The organism is Proteiniborus sp. DW1 (assembly GCF_900095305.1).
Taxonomy (GTDB): domain Bacteria; phylum Bacillota; class Clostridia; order Tissierellales; family Proteiniboraceae; genus Proteiniborus.
Genome location: NZ_FMDO01000044.1, coordinates 103,393 through 130,297 on the forward strand (window position 1 = coordinate 103,393; position 26,905 = coordinate 130,297).

A 26,905-nucleotide genomic window follows, 5' to 3' on the forward strand; every position below is an offset into this window, starting at 1 on the left:
TCCTATTCTTTTTCTATTTCTTTAAATCCCTCTCCTAATACTTCATGCATATCTGTAATCATTATGAAAGCTCTTTTATCAATAGAGCTTATTATCTCTTTTACTTTTATCATCTGTGCTCTATTTACAACACATAATAGAACATCCTTATCTAGCCCTGAATAGAATCCTTTACCCTTTAATATAGTAACCCCTCTATCAAGCTCCTCTAATATAGTTTTTCCGATTTTCTCTGGCTCATTAGATATAATGAAGAAAGCTTTCTCATACCCAATACCATCAAGTAATATATCTGTTACTCTTACTAATATGTATAAGGCAATAACTGAGTATAACGCTGTGTCTATTCTTTTATTTAAGATACTTGAGCTAGAAACAACTATTAAGTCAATTATCATCATATGTGTTGCTGTGCTAAGACTCGGAAATAATCTATTCAATATTGCTCCTGCTAAGTCTGTTCCTCCTGTTGTCCCACCTGATTTAAAGACTATACCTAGTCCTATTCCCATTATGACTCCTCCAAAAACAGAAGATAGAAGCAAGTCTTGAGTAGCACCGATGTCTGGTACAATCATTATGAAAAAAGAAAGTATAAAGGTTCCAAATAATGTTTTAGCACCAAAGGATTTACCTAGTATTATAACTCCAGCAATAAATAGTGGTATATTTACAATAAGATTTGTTGCCCAAACCGTAATAAATCCATTAGTTAGCTTTTGTATAACTATTCCAAGACCTGTTACTCCTCCAGGTGCAATAGTGTTAGGCTCTAGAAAAATATTAATTGCAATTGCCATTATAAAAGTTCCTAAAGTAACTCCTGCATACTCTAAGAAATGTCTATACCAGTATTTTTTTATCTTGTTCAATTAATTTCCTCCTTATAATGCCTAAAAATAATATGTATTTTTTAATAGTGGGGCCTCCGTTAATAGTTCCATAAGGCTAATACTGCCTAGCTCAGATTACAATAAGTTAAGTATTGTCAGTACTCACTACTACTTCACACATGCACAGACTGATATTCAGCAGTCCTCACTACTTAACGACTTCATCCTTAGAGAAAAGTACTATTAACACAAACAACGGTAGTACCATTTGTCTTTTTATTCTTTTTGGGTCTTTCATAAGTCTATAAAACCACTCAAGACCTAATCTTTGATAAATCTCTGGTGCTCTTTTTACTGCACCTGCTAAAACATCTATAGTTCCTCCATTTCCTATGATAACCTTACAATTTAATCTATCCTTATTCTCATGTATCCACTTTTCTTGCTTTGGTGCACCAAAGCCTACGAAAATAATATCCGGTTTGGATTCATTTATTTTATTCAATACCTGAATTTCTTCCTCATGTTCTTTATACCCTATATGGGTTCCCTTAAAGTACCCATGATGACTTCCTACAATGTTAATATTAGGATATTGCTTTTTTATATTTTCCACTGCCCTATCTGCTATGCCTGGCTTTCCTCCAACAAGAAATAGGCTACAGCTCTTGTCGTTTGCTATCTCTAATATTTTCATTGATAAATCAAATCCAGTAACTCTTTCAGGAAGAGGTCTTTTTTTAATTTTTGATGCATATACTAATCCTATCCCATCTGGAATGACTAAATCTCCGCTATTTACTATATTTTTTAAATCTGGATTCTTTCTTGTTTCCATTACTACTTCAGTATTAGGCGTATATATTGTATTTATTTTGTTGCTATTTAAAAAAGATTTTACCCTATCCACTGCATCCTTCAATGTGAGTTTGTCAATATTTACTCCTAATATGCTAATTTTTTCTCTCATATTTTCACCTGTTTCTTATTTTAATCAAAATAAAAATTTCTATCGAAACAATTAAATAAAGGAAACTATTATTAAAACCCATTACTTGAAATACTTTAAACACAAGCTCAAAAGTAAAACTTTCCTATTCGCTATAAAGCAATTCTACCGCCATATTTGCAGTTTTTCTCGCCTTCTCTTCAAGAAGTGGTTTTTTACTAATTAAAACTTTTTTATAGCTTTCTCTATTATGATATACTTTATCAATGCTCAAACATAGGTTAATGGAATCTAACTCTCCAATATCTCCTACACTTTCTTGATTTACTAAATCAATAAAACCTTTAACTTTAGGATCATATTCAATTGCTACCATAGGAACGTTTTCGATAGCAGCAAATATCAAAGAATGAAGTCTAATTCCTACAAGCATTGTCATTTTACTAATGATTCCTAATATCTCTTCAGGCTTATAGTAGTCCTCTATTATAAAAGGCTTTGTTTTACACATTTCTTTTACTTCAATTGAAAAATCCAAATCGTCAGGATATTTCATTGGAATTAGCACAACATTCGCACCAAGTTCAGATATATGATCTATTGCACTAGCAATTGTTTCTTTAATCTTTTTATCATCTTTCCACCTTCTTATAGAAACCCCAACTAATTCCTTATCAGCTGGAATTTTTTCAATTGAAAAAATCTCATCTAGCCTGTTCGAGTCACAAGACTTCATAGTAAACGTAGGATCTGCAGTAACTTCAACATTATCAATTATTCCTAGATTATATAATTCTTCTCTAGATATATCATCTCTAAGTGTTATAAGATCCACTTTGCTAACTAGACTTTTTATTAGTAGTTTATTAAATTTCTTATTAACAGGACCATATCCATTTCCATAAAACATGACTTTTTTGCCAAAGAGCTTTGCCATAAAAATAAGCCCTAAATAAAATATTAGAGACCTGCTGCTGGTTACATCCTGTAGTAGTGATCCTCCTCCACTTATAAGTAAATCACAGTTCTTAATTGCAGATACTATTTCAAAAATCTTAGATCTACTTATTACACCAACCTTATGTGTAGTCTTCGTATATTTCGCATTATAGGTTAATACTGATATATTAACATCTGACCTTATCTTCTTTATGCTATTTATAATAGATTCAAGCATTGCATCATCGCCAGCATTCTTAAATCCATAATATCCAAAAATAAAGACACGCTTCATGCAATTCTTCCTTTCCAGGAACTACTAAGAATTAGAGTATTAATTATATTCAATACCATAAATTATTGCCTCTAATCTGTTCATCCTACTTTGAATTTGTGAAGTTTTTCCTATCTTAATTTCTTCATTAGCCACCTTTATATCATAATCCGTAACTTGTCCTTTCCCTTTGATAGTCAAATACATATCGAATCTATCAGGTATCTCACTATAAACTACTTTCCCTTTTTCATCAGTAGTCATTATAGAGGAAGGCTGTATATCTATATTTGTTACCTCACCAATCACATTATTAGTTGTTACATCTCTAAAAACATCCCCAATCTTAACACCTTTTATGGAAACATCCTTAACTCCTTTTACATAATAAAGAATTTCGACTTCTTGAAAACCATCTGAATTCAACTCTTTTGGAAATACATCATCTCTTTCTATAAACACAAATCTTCCTAATACTATTATAAATGCTAGTACAATAAACAAGTCAATATAATTAATTAATCCAAAGATTCTTCCTTTATCATCTATTATTTTCATTCTACTTCCTCCTATTTATAAGTTTCTTATAAATCTCTATGGTTTCATCAGTCATTGAATCAATGGAGAAATACTCTTTGACAACTTCTCTACCTAGTTTCCCTAACTTCGCTCTTCTAATAGCATTATCTTTACCAATAATTTTTTCAATTTCATTTGCGATTTTATCCGTAGTAATCTCTTCCTTCACAGTTCTACCTGTGAAGTTATTTTGCATTGCAACAGATAAGTTTTCATCAGTCAAAAGTCCCATATATCCCTCTCCACCTACTAAAACAACTGCCTTTTCGCATGACATAGCTTCTAGTGCTGATCTAGAAACTGCTACCACAACATCTCCAAAAGCCAGTATTTCAGGGATATCTGTTCTCTTACCTAATACATGAATGAATTTTTCCCCATACTCCGAATTAATTTTATGGGAGTAGTTTTCAATCCTTGAAAAATCGTCTCCATCGCCTACTACTATTAGGTCAATGAGCACTCCCTGTTTTCTTATTTTATATATTGCATCACTGACCATCCTCGCTACGTCAGCCAATGTTCCTGATAACCTGCTTATATATACTACCTTATTGCTTTCTACAGAAATAGGAACCTCTTGTTGTAGCCTAGATGTATCAATATTGGAGTTAAATCTCTCAGTATCAATTCCATTATTTATAACTGTAATCCTATCTTCCTTTACACCAAAGTTTTTAATTAAATGTTCTTTTATATCCTCACTTACAGAGATGGTGACTTCTCCCCAAAAAGATATAAGCCTATATTTAATACTATCATCAAATTTAGCATGCGCCGTTGTCATGAATGGTGTATGAGTGACTATTGAAATAATTTTACTAATAAACGCAGGAATCCTTCCATGAGCATGAATCAAATCAATATTTTCACTTTTTACAACATCTCTCATTATCTTAAGTGAATTGATAGTTGCTTTTAACCCTTTTTTATCTAATTCTGCCTTATAATGAGGAATTTGCTCTGATATGATCTCTTGTTCATAAACTCCCCCTGAAGAAATCACTACTGGATAGTGTCCCTTTCTCTTAAGTTTTCTTGCTAGATTTACAACATGTGTTTCTGCTCCACCAATATCTAATCCCATAGCAACTAGTAAAATATTCATAAAAATCATCCTTTATTAATTATTCTAATACGTTCTTCTCCATATAGCTGCAAATAATTTACTAATATCCCAAAAATCAACCAGAAAACTAATATTATCTTGGGATTAAAAAATATATGTTCAGCAAGACCATGCACTAGGATTCCAGAAATAGAAGCTATATATGCTGCTACAAATAATCTGTAATATTTTTGTCCACTATTTAGTACAACCCCCACTGCAGTCTTAAAGGATATTAAAATCAGAGCAATAAAAACTAGTAGCCCCGGAATTCCCATCTCTATAGCAATCTGCAAATATGTGTTGTGAGTATGATATGGAGCCATATTTGTTATATATAAATGAGAAACTTGTTGGAATGGTATATATCCTATTCCGATACCTGAAAGCCAAAAATCCTTTATTATATCCATAGACTTTATCCACAGATTAAATCTATAAAGATTCGAACTGTCTTGTAGACTCCCAATTGTCTGTATACGTTGCAATATTGATGCTGGTAATACAAATAATCCTGCTATTCCTAAAGGAATAAGCCCTAAAAGAGCCTTCCAGTTTATAAGCATAAGGAACAGAACAATTCCAAATGCCATACCTAGCCAACTTCCTCTAGAATAGGTAAGTCCTATAGTAATTAAAATAATAATTGAAGTAAAAGCAAATATCATTTTTCTAATAAAGTCTCTGTTATATAAAAATAATCCTAAGGAAATCGGAAATATCATAATTAAATATTCAGCTAATAGATTTGGATTCTCAAAAGTTGCATAGACTCTTGTTTTAATATCTGGATTTTGTGATACGTCTAGCCAACCACTTTCCATAGGTACTCCATTAAAAAATTGGTAAATACCATAAGCTGCTATCACTGTTGCTGTTAGGACAAGCACAATATTTAAATCGTGAAGATCTTTTTTTGTTTTACTACTGTGTAGGAAAACGAATAATATACCGAGTCCTACAAAATGTATCGCAAAATCTCTGAAGCTTCCCCTCGGATTTATTGAAAGCAGTGTACTTATGGTAATTATAATCCCAAGCAATAATATGCTCAAATTAACTTTAGAATAGTTATATTTAAAAGTCCCATCTTTTATAAAATTCACACCATAGATACCAATTACTAATATTCCTAGATACATTATATGGATATCTTGTAAAAATGGTAAACCTACTACATACAACAAAATGGCATAAAAAGGTTTTTTAAACATCAATGCAATGATAATTATTCCTATACCTAGTCCTACAGTGTTAACAGCACCTATAAAAATCATAGCTAAGGCAACTAATACCCCTAACACTAAAGGAAACCATTTATTTTCGGTTAAAGTGAGGATATTTTTCACTCAAATCACTCCTCAAAATTGAATTCAAATATTTTAGCAATTGATTTTCTAATAAAACTCTCTTTAAAAGCAGTTAAGATGTCCGTACAGCTATTTAAAATAAATAGAGCAATAACTACAAATGTGAAAATAATCTTATTATAGGTAAAAGTTCCGACAACAATAGAATATATATCAAATACTAAAGTTGCACTGATTATAACATTCATCACAAAAGAACTCTTACTCTCTTTTATAACCTTGCAAACGGAACTAAACAAGCTAATGATAATACTCCCTTTTAATCCCCTAGATACAAAAGAATTAACGACTTTAACTATCCAATTGATAATTTTCTCAAAAGTCTGAATGATAAAGCTACTTTTTTTAGGAGTAAAATTATTAGCATTCTTAACCAACATTTTATAGATAAAGCTCTCGCTGAAAGCTATTTTTACATTAAGCAAAATAATATTAACTACTTTTTTAGTCACGCTATAATTATAGTACTCAATCAACCCATTAATAAACTTCATAATAAATCTATATACTAAGCTATGTTTCATAGACCCACTCCATCTATTCACTAATATTTACTATTTTTGAATCAAATACATACAATGACGATTTTAACCTTATTTCAGAGCCAATAAAAACTGAGTTGTTCCCTAATAATACCCCATTGTCAGTAAATGTTCCTCTTGCAATTATGTCTATAACCACATCATATGAATCCGGTATTTCTAGAAACTCTACTTTCCCGTCTTTACCAATTACCATTTCTTCATGCGGTGTTATTTTTTTATCTATAACCCTTCCAAAGTCAGTTCCTCTAACTGAATCCTTCAAAAGATCATCTTTTTTAATTGCATTTGCTAGACCATCACTTATGCCCTCAACCTTAATACTCATCTTTATTTCTTGGATGCCTTCTTCTGAAATCTTTCCTAATTTCCCAAACTTTAGTATACCACCTACTATAAAAACTATAATTGTAGCAATAATTAACAAATCCACTACATTAATTAACCCCAAAATCTTACCTTTCTTATCTATAAAAGCCATGATAGATTTACTCCTCCCTTATCTCCATAAGTATAATTATTTTCTTATGACAGTTATCTGCAATTTAACATCTATTAATTATATCATATTATCCTATTATTATTAAGATTAAATTAAATTAATAATACAGCAAAAAGTACCCCTATAAGTTAAATTTGTTGCCTAACTCAGGGGTACTTAAGGAAGGTTTCTTATATTGCAATTTTTCCTTAGTAAGCTGAAGCCATCTTATACATAAAGCCCTATCAATACTATCCTATTTAACCTTTGGAAATAAGGGTAGTATTTCATAGCTTATATCATTTCCGTTAACTGTGAATAAAACATATTCCAAATTAAAAATATCTGAAGTATTGTTAGAACTTGATTTATTAAGCTTTATATACCTTATACCAGTTCTAACCTGAACCTCTGTTTTTTGTCCTTCAGTTATTACAAAAACATTCTTCCCATTTTCCCTTTGCTCTAATAAAACTTCTTCTAAAAGTTGTGCTTCTAGCTTATCGGTAAATCCATTATCTCCAAAAACTTCTTTAGGAAGAGATACTACAATGTTTTTCTCTATCGGATTGCTTAGCTTTTGTTTAAGCCAAATCCATTGATTATAATCAGTTGCTCTTATGCCATTTTTAGTATCGTCTAGCCTAATAAATAAGGTGTTTTTATGACTCACTGCCCCATGTCCTGTATTGACTATCATATTAGGTTTAGTCAAACCAGCATTAAACTTAGCATTATAACTACCTAGTATTAGTCCAAAGTCTGTATTATTGATTGTCTTCGTTATTTTGTTTCCTATATGATCCTTAAGAAGAGTATCAGCTTCATTAATTCCGCTAACTACTGCAAACCTATATCCACCTTCGGCCAGCTCTGATTTCCTCATTAAAGGATCATTTGCTGTTGTCTCTTTTGGGATTTGTAGGTTGTTATCCACAGTAACTGAATACAAGGAAGTTAGACCGTCTATTAAAATCTCCCCCATATCCTTTTTGGATGGGTCTGTTTCAACTAAATATACTCTCTCTAGTTTTATCGGATACGCTATATTTGCAGGAATATCTGCGGTAACCCACTTCCAGTCAGACCAATCAATAGTTTTATCAAAATCTATATTGTATGATGTTCCTTTACTATCTACAAGCTTACCTCTTAGCCAATGCTCACTTTTATTTCCATATACCCACATACCAATCTTATTTGGCTTGCCACTTAAGCTTATACCCTGCCCTTGACTGCCTAACAACACATAAGCCGCCCTTGTTTCTTCAGATTGAGTAAAGTCATAGTTTAAGCGTAGTGAATGGGTTCCTTCTTTAGCATCAGTACTAAGAGATATACTCCCAGTTACTGCCTGAGGATAAGTAGTAAATCCTAAGTCTTCATAACTATCTAAACCATGTATAGGGGCTTTATTATATCCTACTGTTACAAGAATACTTTCAATTGCACTTCCTACTGAAGCAGTTATATATCCTGATGTTGCTTTGTTCCCACTGTATATAACATTATTTTCTACTCTCCCAATATCTCCTACTACACTCCAGCTTATATCCCTAGGCTCTATTTTCGCAGTAAAGCCTTCATCATTCATACCATAAAATTCACCTAGGTTTCTTTGACTATTAGTGTCTAAATGTATTTTAGCTAAGTCTGCTTCAATATCTTTTACTTCTTCAAGAATGTTGACTTTCATCTCAGCAGTTTTTCCGTTATAATTAGCCTTAACTGTAGCTACCCCTGGTGTTTTCGCTCTCAATATATTCCCTGTAAATTCACCATATTGGCTCTCTATTTCAAAATACACGTCTTCAATATCAATATTTGTTGGATTGTGATATTTATCAAATCCCTTAATAGTAAATTCTCTTGAAGTCCCTTCAAATACATTAGTGTCATCAGCGTAAATCTTGATATAATCTATTGGATAAACAGGAGCATTGCTAAATACTCCTAAGCCATTAACAACTGACCTTTCTCCTCCATCTGAAGGATTGTTTACAATAGTTGGCTTGCCACCAATTGGACTTACTACCATTGTTGTGGAACCACCGCCATCTAGATTAAGAGCTTCATAAGCACCTAATTCAATCATTATATTAGCAAGAGCTGCCTGTGACATTCCTTTATACGAAGTATGTCTGCCGTCTAAAGTAACTAGTAAAAGCTGGCTTCTATCTTGTGTAACTCCAATAGCAGTTCTAGGCTGTTCTCCTGTAATATTTATATCATTAGAATTATTAAAAACTTTTCCTTCTCTAACTATTATGGCCCCTCCACCTAGAGCTGCTTTAATGTTCTCATAGTCTGGATAACTTACAATCTCTAACTTTACTTTATCTCCAACTTTAAAATTATCCAATAAAGTTTTCCCTGCATTACCTGCTCCTGCTAATATGTAACCATCTAATGGCATATCCGTAGCAGGTTGTCCATTTCTAACTTCCATAACTTGGTCGTTAACAATGATTACTTCTACCATATCGTTGAACAAAGTATTTCCAAAAGTCTTTTTGTTCCAATTTATATCATATAATCTAATATCACTATAGTTTGAGCTAGCTTTATTTTTCGACTTAATATTAATGACATTATTTTGCTCTGTAATCACTTTAATTGAAGTAGTCCAATAATTTAATAAAACTTGGTTATTCATATCAATTGCTATAGTAGGAAGATTGTATTCTCTCTCTGTAACGGTTGAAACAATTTCACCATCTGTAACTACTATGCCTAAAGGGGAAGAGTAGTTAAATGATGCAAAAAAATCACCATTTATTCCTGCTACAGCATTCTTATCTTGAACCATTTTGGATATTCTTTCTCTCTTGCTTATTCCATCACTACTAAATATAGGCCTTACCTCAGTGTATTCATCATTTAAGTTCACTCTAAGAACGTTTATATTCCACCATCCATTACTGGTGAATTTTTGGATATGTTCATGAAGTACACCACTTGAAATAGTTTCAGTGGTTTTTCTTTCATGAATTATAACATTTTGCGCAAAGCTGATACTAAAAGTTGATACAGCTATAGAGAATGCCACAATTAGTGAAAATATTCTCTTATTCCTATTAAAAATCATTATTTCACCCCATCCTTAGTATTTTTGCTAAATTAGTTACTAGTTTTTCTTGTATGTATCCATTGTTTAGACTAAAATAGTCAAATATTGTTCCATACCACACATTATATACTAGATATATTAAAACCCAGTTACAAAAAAGTTACATTAATATTAAAAAGCTTGTATCGAATAATATTAAGACCAAGGTAGCTTTTCTTAAAGTTAATTGACAGAAAATTCTTCAAATATAAACAGTAAGTAGGACCTTCTTATTCATTTAAAAAAGAACCTAGAATAATCTAAGTTCTTTTTTAGAAGCTTGCTATTATCTTATCTCGTAAGCTCCCTTTACCATAAATATGGCAAACCTTTCTACATAAGCTCCTCTTCCATCATCCCTTGGTATTACAATAAGATGATTTAGTGAAATTGGCTCATTGCTAGCTAAATCTTTTCCTCCAGTCAAATCTGATAGTCCACCTAATTCTGACACTATGGCTTTAGCTGAACCACTTCTCAATATAATCTCTGTTCCAGCACCACATATTAATCTTTGTCCATCTTTAAGTTCTACTATTTCCAGTCCACTTCCTGGGGAATTAGCCGCTATTTGAGCTAATTGTTTTTTTATTGCTTCATTTTCTTCTTTAAGTCTTTGAATTTCTGAATTATCACTATTGGTGTTACCGCCACTTAACTTTTCATCTATGTAATATTTTAATTGTTCAATTCTCTTTTCTACAAAGCTATAAGTAACTAAAGGGTCCTCTGAGCCACCAGGTTGCCCAAAGCTAACACTAGAAGCATCTACTATTATGACTGCTATTAATAGTGTAAAAAAAATAAAAACAAAATTACTCCTAATTTTTTGCCACATTTACATCCCTCCATTATAAACATTCAACTCACATTAAAATCAAATAAAATACTAAAAAAATTTCGGATTTAGTACTATACTTCTTAGTAAATAAGGATAAAAAAACCGTTAGGTAATTAGATTAAGGTAAGGTCAACATATGCTTATATAATGAGTCGCGAAAAAATCAGAGATTTCTATAACCTCATTAACCGATGCAAGTTTGTAAAGTATGAGATTTTTTATCGGAATAAGCTATAGAATTATTTATGTCTGATTATGACCTAACCTGATTCATAAAACAAGTCAAATGTAACTCTTACCAAATTTATATGAGCGTAGCGAACAAATAAATTTATGTAAAAAGGCTGCTACTCATAAGTGTGTATTTTATTTGTTCTTACTTCTGTATAATATAATTCGACTAAAAAATTAAATATCCTGTATTTTTCTAAATAAATTTCATATTTCCGGGGAAATAGTGACAAAAAAGATTGAAGCGCTTAAATGCGCTCCATAATATGTAATATACATTAGTAATCCGCTAACCCTATGCTTATTTTTAAACACTCATTAACTTTATTCATCATTTCATCATCAAAATGTCCTATTTTTTCTCTTAGCCTTTTTTTGTCGATAGTTCTTATTTGCTCCAGTAACACTACTGAGTCCTTTGGTAATCCATACTCTGGAGCACTTATTTCAATATGTGTTGGCAACTTTGCTTTATTAATTTGTGATGTAATAGCAGAAACTATTACAGTTGGACTATATTTATTCCCAATATCGTTTTGGATTACTAATACTGGCCTAACTCCTCCCTGCTCAGAGCCTATGACAGGACTTAGGTCAGCATAAAGTATGTCTCCTCTTTTCACTATCACCATTCTTCACGTCCTGTCAGTCTGTTTTCATAATTTATTAGCTCCTTATAATCTTCCTCTATGCCCATTTCTGCAAAATACAAGTTGATTTGACTCATCTCTCTGTAGCCGTTTTTCATTACCTCTTTTAGCTGTATCTTTTTTCGTTCTCTTAGATAGAGCTTCATGGCCTCCCTAATAAATTCGCTTCTATTCTTGCTTTCCATAGATACAATATTATCTACCTCTTCTAGTAGACTATTAGGTAAACTAATCATGATTCTTTTTGTTTCGGCCATTATAGCACCCCCGGATTATCTGATGAAATAATTATAGCACATATTTCATAATTATTTAATAATAGTTTTTAAACATAATATGGTATATTTTGCTTTTCATATTATTATTATATTATATTCTATTATTTCACAGTATATACTCGAATATATACTAGATTAAAAAAGGTAGTCCTTTACACTGACAATCTCATTATTCTTTATATATACTCTAGGAACTCTTTTGCTTACCATACATACTACTTCATAGTTTATAGTTCCAATAATGCTTCCTATTTCATCTGCACTTGGTTCGCCCATACTTCCATCTCCAAATAATACAACTTCATCTCCTATTTTCACATCTTTAATATTTGAAACATTTGCCATACATTGGTCCATACATATATTACCTACTATAGGAACCCTTTCACCTTTTATACTCACTTCAACCTTATGGTTTAGTAGCCTAGTAAAACCATCAGCATATCCAATTGGTATAGTGGCTATTCTCGTAGTCATATTTGTTACAAATTTATGGCCATAGCTTATCCCTTCACCAGGTTTTACAGTTTTGACGTTTGAAATAGATGCCTTTAAGGTCATTACTGGTTTTAAGTTGACATTTTCTTTTTTTACTTGATCAGAAGGATATAGTCCATATAGCATTATCCCAGCCCTTACCATATCCAAATGATACTCTGGCAAATCTATTATAGCTGCACTATTTGCAATATGCTTGATAGGTATTTCTATGCCTCTTTTCTCAAGCTCCTTTACTACATAGTTAAATCTCTCAAACTGTGCCTTTGTAGGTTCTTTATCAGCTTCGTCAGCCCTTGCAAAGTGGGAGAATATTCCTTCAATATAAAGATTGGGTAATCTAAATATATTAACTATCTCTTCTATTGATTCCGATTCAGGTAAAAAGCCTAGTCTTCCCATACCAGTATCTATCTTAAGATGTATCTTAGCAATCTTACCAAAATTCTTCGCTGCTTCTGATATTGACCTTGCATCTTCAACATTATATATGGTTTGGGTAATATGGTTTTCTAAAATTAATTTGTCCTGACAACTGGGAGTATAGCCTAATATGAGTATATCCTCTTTTATACCTGATTTTCTTAAGGCAATAGCTTCAGATAATGTGGCAACCGCAAACCTATCTGTACCGTTTTCTAGAAGAGTCTGAGCAATTGTGGCAGCTCCATGTCCATATCCATCTGCCTTAATTACTGAAGTAATAATAACTTTATCACCTACAAGTCTTCTTACTTCTCTAAGATTATGGACCAAATTATCTAAATTTATTTCAGCCCATACCGGTCTAAAATTCTTTAAAGAAATCAATTCTACTCCCCCTTAAAAACCTAAGCTATGGAAATATTCTAAATTCATAATATTCCAATTAAGGGCTCAAGTCAATAAACAAAGATTCTATTTATGTGACATTTATAACCAGCTACATAAAATTACATAAAGATTAACTATAAGAGGAGAACACTAGTGTTTTTTCCGCAGCCTGCTAAATATTATAATTTACGAATATAGTGTAATCCTGTTTCTATATTAAAATCTTCATCATTTACTTTTACATTAGCTTTAAATTCTGAATAAATGACTTCAACAGATACTTCACCATCTTTATCTAATATATTCAATTTATAAGGGTGATAATTTTTTCTATCAATCCACAACCTTTCTTTATTTCTGTATTTATTATTACCTGGGATATCAGTTTCTAAAATTATATATCCTTTACCATCTATTTCATCAAAACTCAAGATGTTTTCTTCATTTGTTAAAATATTTTTCAAGAAATGCCCAACAAAAAGATTCTTATCTACTTCATACTCAAGATCCTTGATTACAAAGGATTCATCTATCTGTTTATTATATAACCAGGCTTGCTTGCCATCGTATAAAACAATATTTCCTTGATTTTCAGCAGGTTCTAAAAACTCTATAACATATTTGTCTGGCTTTTTATAAACATGCTTTGATTTGTAAATTTCAGTGTCTTTGTTTCCCTTCACCGTAACATCTGCAATACATCTATAGGTCTCTATTTCATTAAAATACTTCTGTACTTCATAGAAAACATCTTCTTCCTTTTCTAGAGGTTTTGAACAACCATAAGTAAAAATAATTATCAAAATCAGAAAAAATGATAAAGAGTACTTCATAAACTGCTGAAACCTCCCAAAAATTATTTAATTAGATTTTACATACTTTATAGTATAGGGTATATTTTCTACAATATCTCCTGCTGTAAGTCCATATTCACCCTTTTCCATAGCACCTATATCTCCTGCTAATCCATGTAAAAACACTGATGCAATTGTTGCCTTTAAAGGCTCTATTTTCTGACCGATTAGGCTAGCTATCATCCCACTTAATACATCTCCACTGCCAGCAGTAGCCATACCTGGGTTTCCTGTAGTATTTATATAAATATCACCTTCTGGACTTGCAATCACTGTATTAGAGCCTTTAAGTACAGTTATTGCATTGTATGTTTTTGCAGTATTTCTGCAATACTGGATTCTGTTTGATTGGATTTCATCCACAGTAACATCAAGCAGTCTTGACAGCTCCGCAGGGTGGGGAGTAAGCACTGTGGGATATTGCCTTGATAATAGACCTTTTTTATTTTTTGAAACGCAATTTATCCCATCTGCGTCTAGTACTATAGGTTTTGCTGTAGAAAGTAAAATATCATTAATTAGCCCTACCCTATCATTGTCTACGCCCATTCCTGGACCTAAAACTAAGCAATCCATCTTATTAATCCATTCTTTAATATTCTCTGTTGAACTTGAATCAAAACATCCGCTTCCAGTATCTTTTATAGGTATGGCTATGGATTCAGTTACTGAGAGTTCTATAATATGGATTATTGATTCAGGTGCCATAGAATAAACTAATCCACTTCCACTCCTAAGACAGGCTCTTAGTGCTAGAATCACAGCACCTGTCATTCCTTTGCTTCCTCCTATTACTCCTACTCTTCCATATGTTCCTTTATGAGTATTCTTCTCTCTTTTTGGAATAATATTATTTACCATTTCCTTATCTATAATAGTATAGTCTCCATTTATACATGGTATATTATAATTTTCCCTGTAAAAGTTTTTTTCATCTTCTTCAGCTACGGCAAAAGCTACAGCATTGTCTTTGCTATGACTAATTGAAATATGTATATGTCCTATGTTTCTTTTATTTGCTAGCTCTTTTGCTTTTCCTAACAATCTTACATTAGGCTTTCCTGATAATTCAGAAAAAATCTCAATATCAGTCCATTTAAAGCCACTGATTCCACTTCCAAGTGCTTTGCTTACAGCCTCCTTTGCTGCAAAAATTCCCGATATGGTATTCATATTGTTGTTCTTGGATTCTATATACTTGATTTCATTTTGTGTGAAAATCCTCTCAATAAATTTGCTATTATTACTTATAGCTTTACGTATTCTGTCTATTTCTATTATATCTATTCCAGTACCACTAATCATTATTACACCTCATTTTGAAATCTAATAAATACTAAGTCACAGCTATACAGAACTATCTAGCTCAATGAATAAATTGTATTCTCAATTAGTTTTACTTAAAAATGTCTAAAATACTATTATCAAGTGATATTCCAAATAGTGCTGCTAGAACCCTTACGAATTCTGTTAAAAAGAATATCACTGAGACCATAAAAATGATTACAAAGATAAGCTTTAATATCCCTGCTGTCTTCTCTTTGAATTGAAAGTTTTCATTGAATAATCCAATAATTTTTTGCAACAAGTTAGAGATTATATTAAAGAATATTTCCAAAACTCCTATAATTAGCAATATAAGCATGATTACTTTTGTAGACAATTAATCTCATTCCTTTCTAAACATATACTAAAATTATATCACAATAATTAACAAAATATAGGTAGTAAGCAGTTTCAAAACACAAATTTATTTGCTTGTTATCGCTCACATAAATTTGGTTCTTATTGCGTTTGATCTACCATCAATTTTCTGATAAAAACACTCAAAAAGTCGGGTTAGATCATAAAAAAAGGAATGCCCTAAAGCATTCCTAGTCTAGCATATCTTTATCAAGTTTTTCCATCTCTTTGCTTCCCAACATTCCATGTAAAAAACTATAAGTTGTATTTATCTTTTCTTCATAGTCATTCTTTCTATCTATTAATTCTCTTAGTTTGTTTCTTAACTCTTCTATTTCTGCGCTAAGTGGTTCGAGGCTTCCTTCCCATTCTGCTAATTTCTTATATGCAAGCTTAATAGTCGCTTTTATCAGATTAAGATTTGCTTCCCTTATTTCCTTAGGAAGCATTTCAAGTTCAAATGTTAAATTATCTATTTCATCATTTAGCGTATATATATCCTGCTGGTACTCTCCTAACAACTCTGTACCTTCTTTTAATTGATTATTGTTTAATTCATCAGAAAGCATTATTATTTTATTCATTACTCTCTTTTTATCTCTATTCTTTTCTTTAAGCTGTGCTTCTGCTAGTCTTTGCTTTTCAAGTAGAGCTTCTAGTTCTTTTCTGGCATTATTAATAAGCTTGTCTCCAGCATCTCCAAAAAGCTTTAACCAAGTAGCATCCTTTATTAAAATAGGAATTCTGTTTTTAGCAATTATATCCTTTTCAATATCTATCTGAAAGTTCTTTGAAAACATAAAATCCTCTCCCCAATATATATCTTACGCAAAATACAATATATTTTGTATAGGTTTTTATTACTAACTTAGTTAATAGTTCTATAATTTATTATATCATTTAAAATGCAAAAAAAATAGGCATCTAGTTACTAGACACCTATTCAAAAATTCTATTCTCTATGAAGAAGCTTTTCAATTACCTTTTGAGCTTCATATCCTTCTTTAAAAGTAACTAAATTAGCCTTCTCCCCATTCATTGCCTTGAAAAATTCATCAAGCAGCTCTACTAAATGATCATTGTCCACTAATTCTAGCTTTTCCTTTTTACTATCTTTGTTTGATATCCATAGTTCTCTCCAGTTAACAAGAGAAATAGTTCCCTCTGTTCCGTAAATAGTAAATGATAAGTCTTCCTTCATTCCGACACTGCTTAAGCCATTAAATAATACAGGAATATTGTTTTTTAGATTAGCTCTAGCTATAATTCCTATTTCGGACATAGTAGGATCTTCAGGGTACTCTATAAAGGAAGTTATATCAGACATTTCTCCAAATAATCTGTTTATCATTTGAACAAAATGTGTAAAGACCTCTCTAACAAAGCCGCCTTGCTCTCTAGATGCTATCCAATTATTTTGCTGCCATAACCTTGGCCAATATGTAAAATACCCATGGAGTTCAACTCTTAATAAATCTCCAATAGCCCCTTCTTCAAGTAGAGAATTCATTTTTTTGAATGCTGAAGTGTAGACAGTCGGAAAATTCATTGCATTAATTACCTTATTTTTTTCTACTCCCTCATACATTTCTCTAGCTTCTTCTGATGAGTTTGCTAAGGGCTTTTCACATAGAAAATGTTTATTGGATTTAATTATGTCCATAGCTATTGGATGGTGATACTTAGGCGGTACTGCTAAGTATATAATGTCAATATCCTTGTCCTCTAATAGTTCATTATAAGATTTTACAGTAATTAAATTATATTTACTAGACATTTCTTCAAGTCGCTCAGTGTTAACATCATAAATTCCTTTAATAACTCCTTGAGGATGTCTTTTTATTGCATTTATTAATCTTTCACCTACTACTCCTGCACCAATTATTCCAATATTCATTGTTTTGTTCATTTGCTCACGCTCCCTTTATTTCAATAGATGGCTCAACGCTATTTCAAATGTATCACTATGAAATTAGGGTGTCAAGAAAATCAATGGGTCATATCTAAGTTTTTTTATGAAAAAAATTAGATATACTCTTCCCAATAAGTCCAATTATAGAACTGATTCCAATTGAGATCAAAAAAATTAAAAAATATCTTTTGAACTCACCTGTGTATATTTTAGTGTGCACTTCACTTCTAAAATATTCAGCTACATGGATATTATGCCTTTTCTATTTATTTCTAAACTCATTATCGATCTGCTGCTTTAATATTTTGAAATCTAATTCTGGTAATTTTTTTTCAACTGATATTTCAAAATTACTTAAACCTGGATACGCATGATTTACTATTTTCCAACTTCCCTCATGTTTGTTTAGCTCAAAAGTATTTTCTCCATAGCTAACAAAAGGAGGATAGGCTTGATGTTCATCTATTTCTATTTTAACTATCACTTTAGCACTTTCACCATTAATATCAACCGTTTTATAGCTGAAAGTTAATGGAAAAGCCTTCTTTTCTACATAAGCATATCCTTTCTCATCAATGTATTTTCTTCGAATAGTTAGTGCTTTTAGTGCTACTACTTTGTTCTGATTTTGTATTTTTGTCATATCTAAATATGGTGTTATATCTTTATATTCCATTTCTAAATATGATTTATATTGAGTGTTATAAAATGATTCAATTGTATTTTTTATTAGAACAACATCTGATTTCATTTGATAATTGCACGAAGGTAAGAGTAGTAAAGCAACTAAAAGTGTTAGAAGTTTTTTCATAAACTTTTCCCCCACATCTTCTTACTACAGTATTTCCCTAAAATAACTTGGGTTAAAATACCTTTTAGAACCAATATAACCCGAAAAATAACGATATCCATTCGAACTATGCTGAGCAAACTTTAATGCACCCTTATCTACCAATATAACTGTATGATCATAATCTCCATCAGTATCAAAATCTATTTGCATAATCCCACCTCCATTTAAGGAGTTTACACTACTAACTATAAAAGATTTAGTTTTTTTATCCTCTTCTTTTTTTAGCAATTTATCTGCCTTTATTAAAACTTCCTCTGCTTCGCTATATTCTCCGTTTAATATAAGTGTTGATGCATATTTTAGCAGGCTTTAAGCATATCTTTTTGTTTCACTTAACTGCCTGTCTATTTCACAGACTGCTTCTGCATACTTTTTTGCATTTTCTTTATCTTTTAAAATGAAGATATTCTAAATCTACATCTAGTTTTTGAGATAGGTATTTTAATAAATCAATACTTGGACTTGCTTTGCCATTTTCAATATAACTTAACTGTGCCTTTGAAACATATTCTCCACCTAGCTCACTAAGAAACATGCTTCTCTCTTTTCTTAGTTTCTGTATTTTTCCCCTATTGTTAATACTTCCATGTCTTTTCTTCGTTCATTATTTGTTTTTTATATTTAACATTCTATTTAACTATATTGTAATGCTACTGCCGTTACTTGTCAATATTGTTTAAATAATACTATTATACCATTCTAGCCCAAATTCACACTTCTGCCATATCACTTAACTCTGATTATTAAAGGTTTTTACAAATAGCCTTTTTGGAATTAACTAGAGGAATAGTTCTGGTTAGAAATTCATTAATTAAGACTTTAGGTACAGAAAAGGCTACTCACTATAAAAATAAATCTACAGTAAGTAGCCTTTTTCTTTTTTATTTCTTCTGCCCGTAAGTCTTAAATTTCTCTAACATTAAAGTCATTTCTTCTTCGGGAAGTATAACAGGTTCTCCTATACATTTTGTTCTATAGTATAATTCTGCACAATACTCTATTTCTTCTGTTATATTAAATGCATTTAGTAAATCATTGGCGCCTGCTAAAAGTCCATGGTTTGCAAGTAATACAGCCTTTCTGTTCTTCATAGCTTCAAAAGCATTTTCAGCTAAATCTTTGGTTCCATAAGTAGCATATTTGGCACATCTGACATCTAATCCTGCCAAGGCTACCATATAGTGAACTGGTGGCAATGCCCAATTTAGACACGCAAGTGTAGTAGCGTACATAGTGTGAGTATGTATGATAGCATCTATATCAGTTCTTCTTTCATAAAAAACTCTGTGCATCTCAACTTCACTTGAAGGCTCTTTATCTCCGTCTACCCGTTCTCCCTTTATATTCAACACAACTACATCCTCAGGCTTTATCTGGAAATAGTCTATACCTGATGGGCTTATGGCAAATAGTCCTTCTTTTCTATTAAATATACTTAGATTGCCCCCAGTACCCTTTGTAAGTCCACTTGTAACAAGCTTTTTACCGTATTCAACTATTTGCTCTCTTTCTGTCTTCATTAACATGTAAACATCAGTCCTCTCCTTTGTAAAATCATATTCTAAAAACTCAATGCACTGTCCAAATCTTCAATTATATCTTGAACACCTTCTAGTCCTACAGATATTCTTATCATGCTTTCAGTTAGTCCAAACTTAGCTAATTCTTCCTTTGGATATCCTCTATGTGTCATTGCCGCAGGAAGTTCTATTAGAGTCTCACAGTCCCCAAGACTAACTGCAAGTTGTGCTAGTTTTACTGAGTTAACAACCTTTTTAGCATCTTCTAAGTTGCCTTTTACCTCAAAGCTTATCATAGCACCGAATCCACTCATTTGCTCTTTAGCTATTTCATGCCCCTTGAAATCCTCAAGACCAGGGTAGTAGACTTCTTTTACATTTGGATGACTTTTTAAAAATTTAGCTACTGCCATTGCATTTTTTTCGTGTTCTTTCATTCTTACTCCAAGTGTTTTAAGACCTCTAAGCAGAAGCCAAGCATTAAAAGGACTCATAACACCGCCAAATTCACACATATAATCAAATTTGAGGGATTGGATATAATCTTCATCCTTAGAAACTGCAACTCCCCCAACTACATCTCCATGACCACAAATGTATTTAGTAGCACTATGAACTACTACATCTGCTCCCAGTGTTAATGGTCTTTGGAAGTATGGTGTTGCAAAAGTGTTATCAATAACTACTTTTACTCCCTTTTCCTTTGCTATACTTGCAATTTTCTTGATATCTAAAATCATAAGGTTTGGATTAGAAGGAGTTTCGAAATAAATAACCTTTGTATTCTCATCAATTAACTCAGATAATTTATCAGTATCACTTAAATCAGCAATTTTATAGCTTACATTGTACTGCGGGAGAACATGGGTGACCACATTGTAACTAGAACCATAAAGTGTCTTATTTACTATAACATTGTCGCCTGGCTTAAGAAGTGAAAATAATACTGAACTTATAGCTGCCATACCAGAAGCAAAAGCAACTGCACCTTTTCCTTCTTCTAATGCTGTCATTCTATTCTCAAAAAGTCTTAGAGTAGGATTATTTCCTCTAGTATATACATAGTCATCACTTTCAAAGGACATAACCTTTTCAACATGTTCAATATTATCAAATACAAAGGTAGACGTCTGATAAATAGGTGGATTTAATGCGTTATTTGCATTTTTCCCTCCTCCTGCATGTATTGCCATAGTTTCAAAACTGTGTTTTTTATTTTTGTCCATTAACTGCACTCCTCTCTTTTTCTTATATTTTATGAAAACATGAACTTATGAATCTAAGCTCTATATCTTCTAGCGCCCTGATATTTTTTTCACTGCCAATAATAGTCACCAACAGTTTGATACTAAATACTAAACTTAAGACATTGGTATTATTTTATCTTATGTTTACTATTCAGTATCTCTTGTTTAATAAGCCGGGGGAAAATCCCCCGACTATGTTATTATTGCATAAAGCTACCAATGAATGTTGCTACTACGCCTATTCCTGCTACAAGAACCACACTCATTCCCTCTGCTACACTACTAGCAAAACTGAAAGCTTCTTGTCCAGCTCCTAGAGCTACTACAAATCCGCCTATCATCCCAAATCCTATTCCTAATACCATAATTATTGAACCGATTCTAGCTCTTCCACCAGTTTGTGGTAAATCTTCTTCTGGCATAATATCTGTCCATAGAAGATCCCATTTTTTAATTCTAGGATATAATACTAATAATAAAGGTATCCCAAGAATAATTGATGGCACTAAGTTATTCATAGATATTATTGCACCTAGTGCTGCAAATGGAACCATACCAAGTAGTTCAAGTCCCCAACCTATTACTAGTGCACATGATAATGCTCCTCCTAATGCTGCTACTATAAATGCTACAACTTTTCTACCTGATTTAAGATTTGGTTCTGCATCCTCTTTGTCAACTATCCCAAGATTCTGCCATATCTTATATGGCACATATGCAAACATAAAGTTACCAAAGAATCCAAAAATACTTCCTACTCCTAGTGAGCCAAAGAAATCTCCTATTAGATTTCCAATAGCTGAGCCCCATGCTCCTGCAGGTCCAAATAATAGACCAAATACTATAGGAAGCGCACTTGCAGGTCTAACCTCTGTAATCCCGGGAATTAAAACAATTGCTTTAAAAGGTATTAACAATGCTGCATAAAGTCCAGCACATAACGCTACTAAAACTACCATTTTAGTTGACTTCCACATTTTAAATACTTCTTTCACAACAAAATCCCCCTTTTTTTATTAAAGTTCAATAATTGCATTTTTGCAGTTACAGTGTTCCTGGTCAAGGTCTTTACTAAATACTTTCAAAAAAGCTTTACTAATTCTTTCTTTGTTTGCAGACAATGTACCTTGAATATCGTGTAAAGTTATATCACCCTTAACACCTGTACACCAGTTAGTAATTATACCAACAGCCGCGTAGCACATACCTAGCTCCTTTGCAAGTACTACTTCGGGTACATTGGTCATGCCAACTACATCACCTCCCATAGCTTTAAACATTTTTATTTCGTATTCTGTTTCAAATCTAGGTCCTTCAGTGCAAATATAAACTGCATCCCCTTTGACATCGATTGATTCGTCCTTTGCTACTTTACAAAATTTGTCCCTAAGATTTTTACAATAGGGGTCTCCCATGTCAGTATGTTTTACTGGCTCGTCCCCGCCTTCAAAAAAAGTAACAGGTCTTTGCTTAGTAAAATCAATAAAATTATTAACAATTACTACATCTCCTGGTGCATATTTCTCATTACATGAGCCAACTGCAACAGTTGCATAAATATATTTAACTCCCAATTGCTCTAATGCTTTCATATTTGCTCTATAATTTATTAAATGTGGTGGAGTTGAATGACTTTTCCCATGTCTAGCTAAAAAAACGATTTCTTCACCATTAATACTAACTATATCTACTTCTACTTTCCCATACTTTGTCTCTACAATTTTGCTATGGCTGCTTTCTCCAATATCATATACTCCTGTACCTCCAATAATTGCTTTCCTCACAGTATTAACCTCCTATAACTTAAATGCTATTTTCGCATATATGGAAAATATCACTGCTAACAGTGTAATCACCATCAATACATAGTCTCTTCCATCGAAGCTAATCTCCATCAAATTAGTTCTATCCTTATCATATCCAAAACCTTTTGATTCAAGTGCCATTGAAAACACATTTGTACCCCTAATTACAGATATAAAAGTAGGTATGATTAGTGGTACATATTTCTTTACTTTTTGAAATATTGAACCAGAATCTAAATCAAGACCTCTTGATTTTTGTGCCTGAGTAATGGTATAGCTTGTACCCACTATCATAGGAACAAGTCTTATGGCAGTGGAGAAGGCAAATGCTCCCCTGTAAGGTACTTTTAGCTTTACAAGTCCTAAAGCTATTTCTTCAATTTTTGTAGAACTTAAGAATATCATTCCAGCCACTATCATTACATTAAACTTAATTCCTACAGTTATGCCATATAATAAGCCTTCTAATGTTATAGGTCCTAATATTCTTGTCTCTCCTCCCTTAGTTAATGACCAAATGATAATTGACATTAGGGCAATCATAAATAATATTACTCTTATACGTTTAAGATTCGACAGTACTTTTCCTGACTGACCATATAGAATTATGATCACTCCTAAAGCAACTAGTATGGGAAGTGAATTAAACAACAACGCAATTGTAAAAGTTCCAAACATTATTAATAGCTTAGTTCTAGGGTCTAGTCTATGGAGAAAAGTATCTTTATCAATATATAAGAACATATCCATGTTATTTCGCCCCCTTAGTACAACTAATCATTTCATCTACTGATAACATTGTTTTACCCAGCTTGTTACTTAAACTTACTATATGAGGTGTCTTTAGATATGACTTTAAAAGTTCCTCTTCATTCTTAAATACATCTCTAGTGTTACCATACATCTTTATCTCACCATCATTTATAACTGCTACTTTATGTGCATATTCAGAAACTACCCACATTGTATGAGTAATCATGACTATAGTATGTCCACTTTCATTAAGCTTCTTAATCAGTTCCATCATCTGTCTCTGTTCTTTATAATCAAGTCCTGTAGTAGGCTCATCCAATATAATTACCTTAGGCCTTGCAGATAAGATAGAAGCCACTGCTATTCTCTGCCTTCCACCCTTTGTGAGTGAAAACGGGTCTTCCTCCTCGTATCCCTCCATATCAACTGCTCTCAATGCTTCCTTTACTCTTTCATCTATTTCCTCTTTTGAGCAGCCTCTAATTTTAGGGCTGAAGGCTACTTCCTCGTATACTGTGTCAGCAAATATCTGATGATCAGGATTCTGAAAGGCATATCCTACTTCCTTCCCAATTTCAAATATCGTTGTATTCTTTGTATCTTTACCATTAACTATTACACTTCCACTTGTTGGTTGTAATAAACCGTTAAAATGCTTTACTAGTGTAGTCTTCCCACTACCATTATGTCCTAGCACAGCTAAAAACTCGCCTTCTCTTACTTTCAGATTTGCCCCTTTCAAAGCAGTCTTTCCATTTGGATAAGTATGTTCTAAATCTCTTACTTCTATAATTACATCTCCATACTTACTTTCTCTCTCCTTCTCTTTTTTAAGTAGTTCTTCATACTTTTCTTCATCTATCTTTAGATTTAGACTATTAAATCTTTCTAATCCTTCTTCTGGAGTTAGTGGCAACTCATCTTTATCAAGCAAGGAAAGCTTTGAAAAAAACTTAGGAATTTGAAGAGACATTATTCCAATACCATCAGTTAACTCGATTTCTCTAAGGACATCTTTAGGAGATCCATCTCTTAAAATATGTCCATCCTCCATTATTATGATTCTATCAGCATTCAGAGCCTCTTCTGTCTCATGTTCTATTATAATCAGTGTAAGATCTTTATTCTCGTGTAATTCCTTTGCTATAGTAAATATCCCTAATTTCCCTACAGGATCAAGATCTGTAGTAGGCTCGTCCATACATATGACATTAGGCTGTGAAGCAAGTACAGAGCCTATAGCTAGTCTTTGCTTCTGCCCACCTGATAATGTTGAAGGTTGCCTGTCTTCAAAACCTTGTAAATTAACTGTCTTTAACACTTTATCGATTCTTCGCTTTATTTCTTCTCTTTCAACTCTAAAATTTTCAGGGCCAAATGCTATTTCAAGCAGTGTATTTGTGGAAAAAAGCTGGGATTCAAAATCCTGGAAAACCAATCCTATTTCTTTCGCCATTCTACTAACATTATTCTCCTTGGCATTGACTCCATTTACTGTGACTTCACCACTGTAATGTCCTCTAATAAAATGGGGTATTAATCCATTTAGACAATTTGCTAAAGTGGACTTGCCAGCACCACTAGGGCCCATTATTACTACAAATTGTCCCTTTTCAATATCTAAATTTATGTTTTCAATGGCATTTTTATCTTTTTGGTCCTTGTACTTAAATGTTAGGTTCTTAATGGATATAGCTTTTTGATTCACATTATTATCCAATTGTCTTACCCCCTACTTAAGTTTTAATATGTTTTCTTTATATGGTGCTCTAACTATCCCCTTTTCTGTTATAATACCAGTAATATTCTCACCTGGAGTCACATCAAATGCTGGATTATACACTTCAATTCCCTCTGGTGCTATTCTGATATTTTCAATATGAGTAACCTCTTCACCACTTCTTTCTTCAATTTCTATTCCTTCCCCAGTTTCTGTGTCAAAATCTATAGTAGTAGTAGGAGCAACTACATAAAATGGTACATTATAAGCTTTTGCAACTACTGATAACATAAATGTACCTATTTTATTTGCAGTATCTCCATTTAAAGCTATTCTATCTGCACCTACTAGTATTACATCAATCTTACTGTCCCTTATCAAAGTAGCTGCTACGTTGTCAGCAATAAGCTTGGCTGGTATTCCCTCCTGCTTTAGCTCCCATGCAGTAAGTCTTCCACCCTGAAGCCTAGGTCTTGTTTCGTCTGCGTATACAAATATATCCTTACCAGTATAAAATGCTTCTCTTATAACCCCTAAAGCTGTTCCGAAACCTGCTGTAGCTAAGGCTCCAGTATTGCAGTGTGTAAGAATAGTAGCTTTTTCAGGTATAATTTTATTCCCATGTTTGCCCATTTTTTTGTTGGTTTCTATATCCTCATTGAGAATCTTATCTGCTTCTGTTTCTATCTTTTTGCATATTTCATTTACTGATAACTCTTTGTTTTCTTCTATGAGATTCCTCATCCTTCGTATAGCCCACATTAGATTCACTGCTGTAGGTCTTGATTTATTTAGCACACCAAGGGCTTCCTCCATATTCTTTAGAAAATCACCTTTGCTATTATCTATGAACTCTTTTGCAGCGAGAACTACTCCATATGCTGCTGCAGCTCCAATGGCAGGAGCTCCCCTTACAACCATATCCCTAATAGCAAATTCCACATCTTTATATGTCTTACACTGAAATATTTCATATGTAATTGGTAGTTTCCTTTGGTCTATAAGGTATAAGGTGCCATCCCTATATTCAATTGCATTAATTTCTTTCATTAAATTATCCTCC

28 protein-coding genes are annotated in these 26,905 nt (G+C 32.4%); all 28 read right to left on the reverse strand.

Features of this window, described 5'->3' with window-relative positions; genetic code table 11:
* Positions 1-2: 2 nt before the first annotated feature.
* The 28 genes from DW1_RS11635 to mtnA all read right to left on the reverse strand — a co-directional run bounded on the left by DW1_RS11635 (position 3) and on the right by mtnA (position 26,892).
* Positions 3-872, reverse strand: coding sequence for a YitT family protein (locus DW1_RS11635; protein WP_143474415.1), 870 nt, complete (start codon positions 870-872; stop codon positions 3-5).
* A 169-nt stretch (positions 873-1,041) separates the two neighbouring features.
* The gene (locus DW1_RS11640; protein WP_074350789.1) at positions 1,042-1,803 is read right to left on the reverse strand and encodes a WecB/TagA/CpsF family glycosyltransferase; all 762 of its coding nucleotides are present in this window, start codon (positions 1,801-1,803) and stop codon (positions 1,042-1,044) included.
* 124 nt (positions 1,804-1,927) lie between these two features.
* Positions 1,928-3,016, reverse strand: coding sequence for a polysaccharide pyruvyl transferase CsaB (gene csaB / locus DW1_RS11645; RefSeq protein ID WP_074350790.1), 1,089 nt, complete (start codon positions 3,014-3,016; stop codon positions 1,928-1,930).
* Between the two features lie 39 nt (positions 3,017-3,055).
* Entirely contained in the window at positions 3,056-3,553 is a 498-nt protein-coding gene (locus DW1_RS11650; protein WP_074350791.1) for a DUF4330 domain-containing protein, read from the reverse strand.
* A 1-nt stretch (position 3,554) separates the two neighbouring features.
* Positions 3,555-4,682 (reverse strand): glycosyltransferase family 4 protein, encoded by a 1,128-nt coding sequence (locus tag DW1_RS11655; RefSeq protein WP_159433587.1) that lies wholly within the window; start codon positions 4,680-4,682, stop codon positions 3,555-3,557.
* Between the two features lie 5 nt (positions 4,683-4,687).
* Complete coding sequence (locus tag DW1_RS11660) at positions 4,688-6,031, reverse strand: O-antigen ligase family protein (protein WP_074350793.1); 1,344 nt, start codon at positions 6,029-6,031, stop codon at positions 4,688-4,690.
* A gap of 5 nt (positions 6,032-6,036) precedes the next feature.
* Entirely contained in the window at positions 6,037-6,576 is a 540-nt protein-coding gene (locus DW1_RS11665) for a hypothetical protein (protein ID WP_074350794.1), read from the reverse strand.
* 13 nt (positions 6,577-6,589) lie between these two features.
* Positions 6,590-7,075 (reverse strand): DUF4330 domain-containing protein, encoded by a 486-nt coding sequence (locus DW1_RS11670; RefSeq protein WP_074350795.1) that lies wholly within the window; start codon positions 7,073-7,075, stop codon positions 6,590-6,592.
* Between the two features lie 256 nt (positions 7,076-7,331).
* The gene (locus tag DW1_RS11675) at positions 7,332-10,163 is read right to left on the reverse strand and encodes a phosphodiester glycosidase family protein (RefSeq protein WP_074350796.1); all 2,832 of its coding nucleotides are present in this window, start codon (positions 10,161-10,163) and stop codon (positions 7,332-7,334) included.
* Positions 10,164-10,470: 307 nt separating this feature from the next.
* Entirely contained in the window at positions 10,471-11,022 is a 552-nt protein-coding gene (locus tag DW1_RS11680) for a hypothetical protein (RefSeq protein ID WP_074350797.1), read from the reverse strand.
* Between the two features lie 512 nt (positions 11,023-11,534).
* Entirely contained in the window at positions 11,535-11,885 is a 351-nt protein-coding gene (locus DW1_RS11685; protein WP_074350867.1) for a type II toxin-antitoxin system PemK/MazF family toxin, read from the reverse strand.
* Positions 11,882-12,163 (reverse strand): CopG family ribbon-helix-helix protein, encoded by a 282-nt coding sequence (locus DW1_RS11690; protein WP_074350798.1) that lies wholly within the window; start codon positions 12,161-12,163, stop codon positions 11,882-11,884. Before DW1_RS11690 ends, DW1_RS11685 begins: the two co-directional genes overlap by 4 nt.
* Positions 12,164-12,319: 156 nt before the next feature.
* Positions 12,320-13,489, reverse strand: coding sequence for an alanine racemase (gene alr, locus DW1_RS11695; RefSeq protein WP_347499748.1), 1,170 nt, complete (start codon positions 13,487-13,489; stop codon positions 12,320-12,322).
* A 185-nt stretch (positions 13,490-13,674) separates the two neighbouring features.
* A complete protein-coding gene (locus DW1_RS11700) occupies positions 13,675-14,328 on the reverse strand; it encodes a LolA family protein (protein WP_074350800.1) in 654 nt (217 codons plus the stop codon).
* A gap of 27 nt (positions 14,329-14,355) precedes the next feature.
* The gene (locus tag DW1_RS11705) at positions 14,356-15,654 is read right to left on the reverse strand and encodes an NAD(P)H-hydrate dehydratase (RefSeq protein WP_074350801.1); all 1,299 of its coding nucleotides are present in this window, start codon (positions 15,652-15,654) and stop codon (positions 14,356-14,358) included.
* Positions 15,655-15,745: 91 nt separating this feature from the next.
* Positions 15,746-16,012 carry a hypothetical protein gene (locus DW1_RS11710; protein ID WP_074350802.1) on the reverse strand — a complete coding sequence of 89 codons (267 nt, stop codon included), beginning with the start codon at positions 16,010-16,012 and terminating at the stop codon, positions 15,746-15,748.
* A 211-nt stretch (positions 16,013-16,223) separates the two neighbouring features.
* Positions 16,224-16,832, reverse strand: coding sequence for a hypothetical protein (locus DW1_RS11715; RefSeq protein WP_074350803.1), 609 nt, complete (start codon positions 16,830-16,832; stop codon positions 16,224-16,226).
* A 152-nt stretch (positions 16,833-16,984) separates the two neighbouring features.
* Entirely contained in the window at positions 16,985-17,941 is a 957-nt protein-coding gene (locus tag DW1_RS11720; RefSeq protein ID WP_074350804.1) for a Gfo/Idh/MocA family protein, read from the reverse strand.
* Between the two features lie 265 nt (positions 17,942-18,206).
* The gene (locus DW1_RS11725; protein WP_074350805.1) at positions 18,207-18,755 is read right to left on the reverse strand and encodes a hypothetical protein; all 549 of its coding nucleotides are present in this window, start codon (positions 18,753-18,755) and stop codon (positions 18,207-18,209) included.
* Between the two features lie 24 nt (positions 18,756-18,779).
* Entirely contained in the window at positions 18,780-18,947 is a 168-nt protein-coding gene (locus DW1_RS15325; RefSeq protein ID WP_200800521.1) for a hypothetical protein, read from the reverse strand.
* Positions 18,948-19,182: 235 nt separating this feature from the next.
* Positions 19,183-19,377 carry a helix-turn-helix domain-containing protein gene (locus DW1_RS11730; RefSeq protein WP_347499750.1) on the reverse strand — a complete coding sequence of 65 codons (195 nt, stop codon included), beginning with the start codon at positions 19,375-19,377 and terminating at the stop codon, positions 19,183-19,185.
* A 301-nt stretch (positions 19,378-19,678) separates the two neighbouring features.
* Positions 19,679-20,317 carry an L-fuculose-phosphate aldolase gene (locus DW1_RS11735; protein WP_347499732.1) on the reverse strand — a complete coding sequence of 213 codons (639 nt, stop codon included), beginning with the start codon at positions 20,315-20,317 and terminating at the stop codon, positions 19,679-19,681.
* Positions 20,318-20,358: 41 nt separating this feature from the next.
* The gene (locus DW1_RS11740; RefSeq protein WP_074350807.1) at positions 20,359-21,543 is read right to left on the reverse strand and encodes a trans-sulfuration enzyme family protein; all 1,185 of its coding nucleotides are present in this window, start codon (positions 21,541-21,543) and stop codon (positions 20,359-20,361) included.
* Between the two features lie 221 nt (positions 21,544-21,764).
* Positions 21,765-22,559: a QueT transporter family protein gene (locus DW1_RS11745; protein ID WP_074350808.1), complete on the reverse strand. Its 795-nt coding sequence runs from the start codon at positions 22,557-22,559 to the stop codon at positions 21,765-21,767.
* Positions 22,560-22,580: 21 nt separating this feature from the next.
* Positions 22,581-23,348, reverse strand: coding sequence for an S-methyl-5'-thioinosine phosphorylase (locus DW1_RS11750; protein ID WP_074350809.1), 768 nt, complete (start codon positions 23,346-23,348; stop codon positions 22,581-22,583).
* Between the two features lie 12 nt (positions 23,349-23,360).
* The gene (locus tag DW1_RS11755) at positions 23,361-24,119 is read right to left on the reverse strand and encodes an energy-coupling factor transporter transmembrane component T family protein (RefSeq protein WP_074350810.1); all 759 of its coding nucleotides are present in this window, start codon (positions 24,117-24,119) and stop codon (positions 23,361-23,363) included.
* A 1-nt stretch (position 24,120) separates the two neighbouring features.
* The gene (locus tag DW1_RS11760) at positions 24,121-25,842 is read right to left on the reverse strand and encodes an ABC transporter ATP-binding protein (RefSeq protein ID WP_074350811.1); all 1,722 of its coding nucleotides are present in this window, start codon (positions 25,840-25,842) and stop codon (positions 24,121-24,123) included.
* A 12-nt stretch (positions 25,843-25,854) separates the two neighbouring features.
* Entirely contained in the window at positions 25,855-26,892 is a 1,038-nt protein-coding gene (mtnA, locus tag DW1_RS11765) for an S-methyl-5-thioribose-1-phosphate isomerase (RefSeq protein WP_074350812.1), read from the reverse strand.
* Positions 26,893-26,905 lie beyond the last annotated feature (13 nt).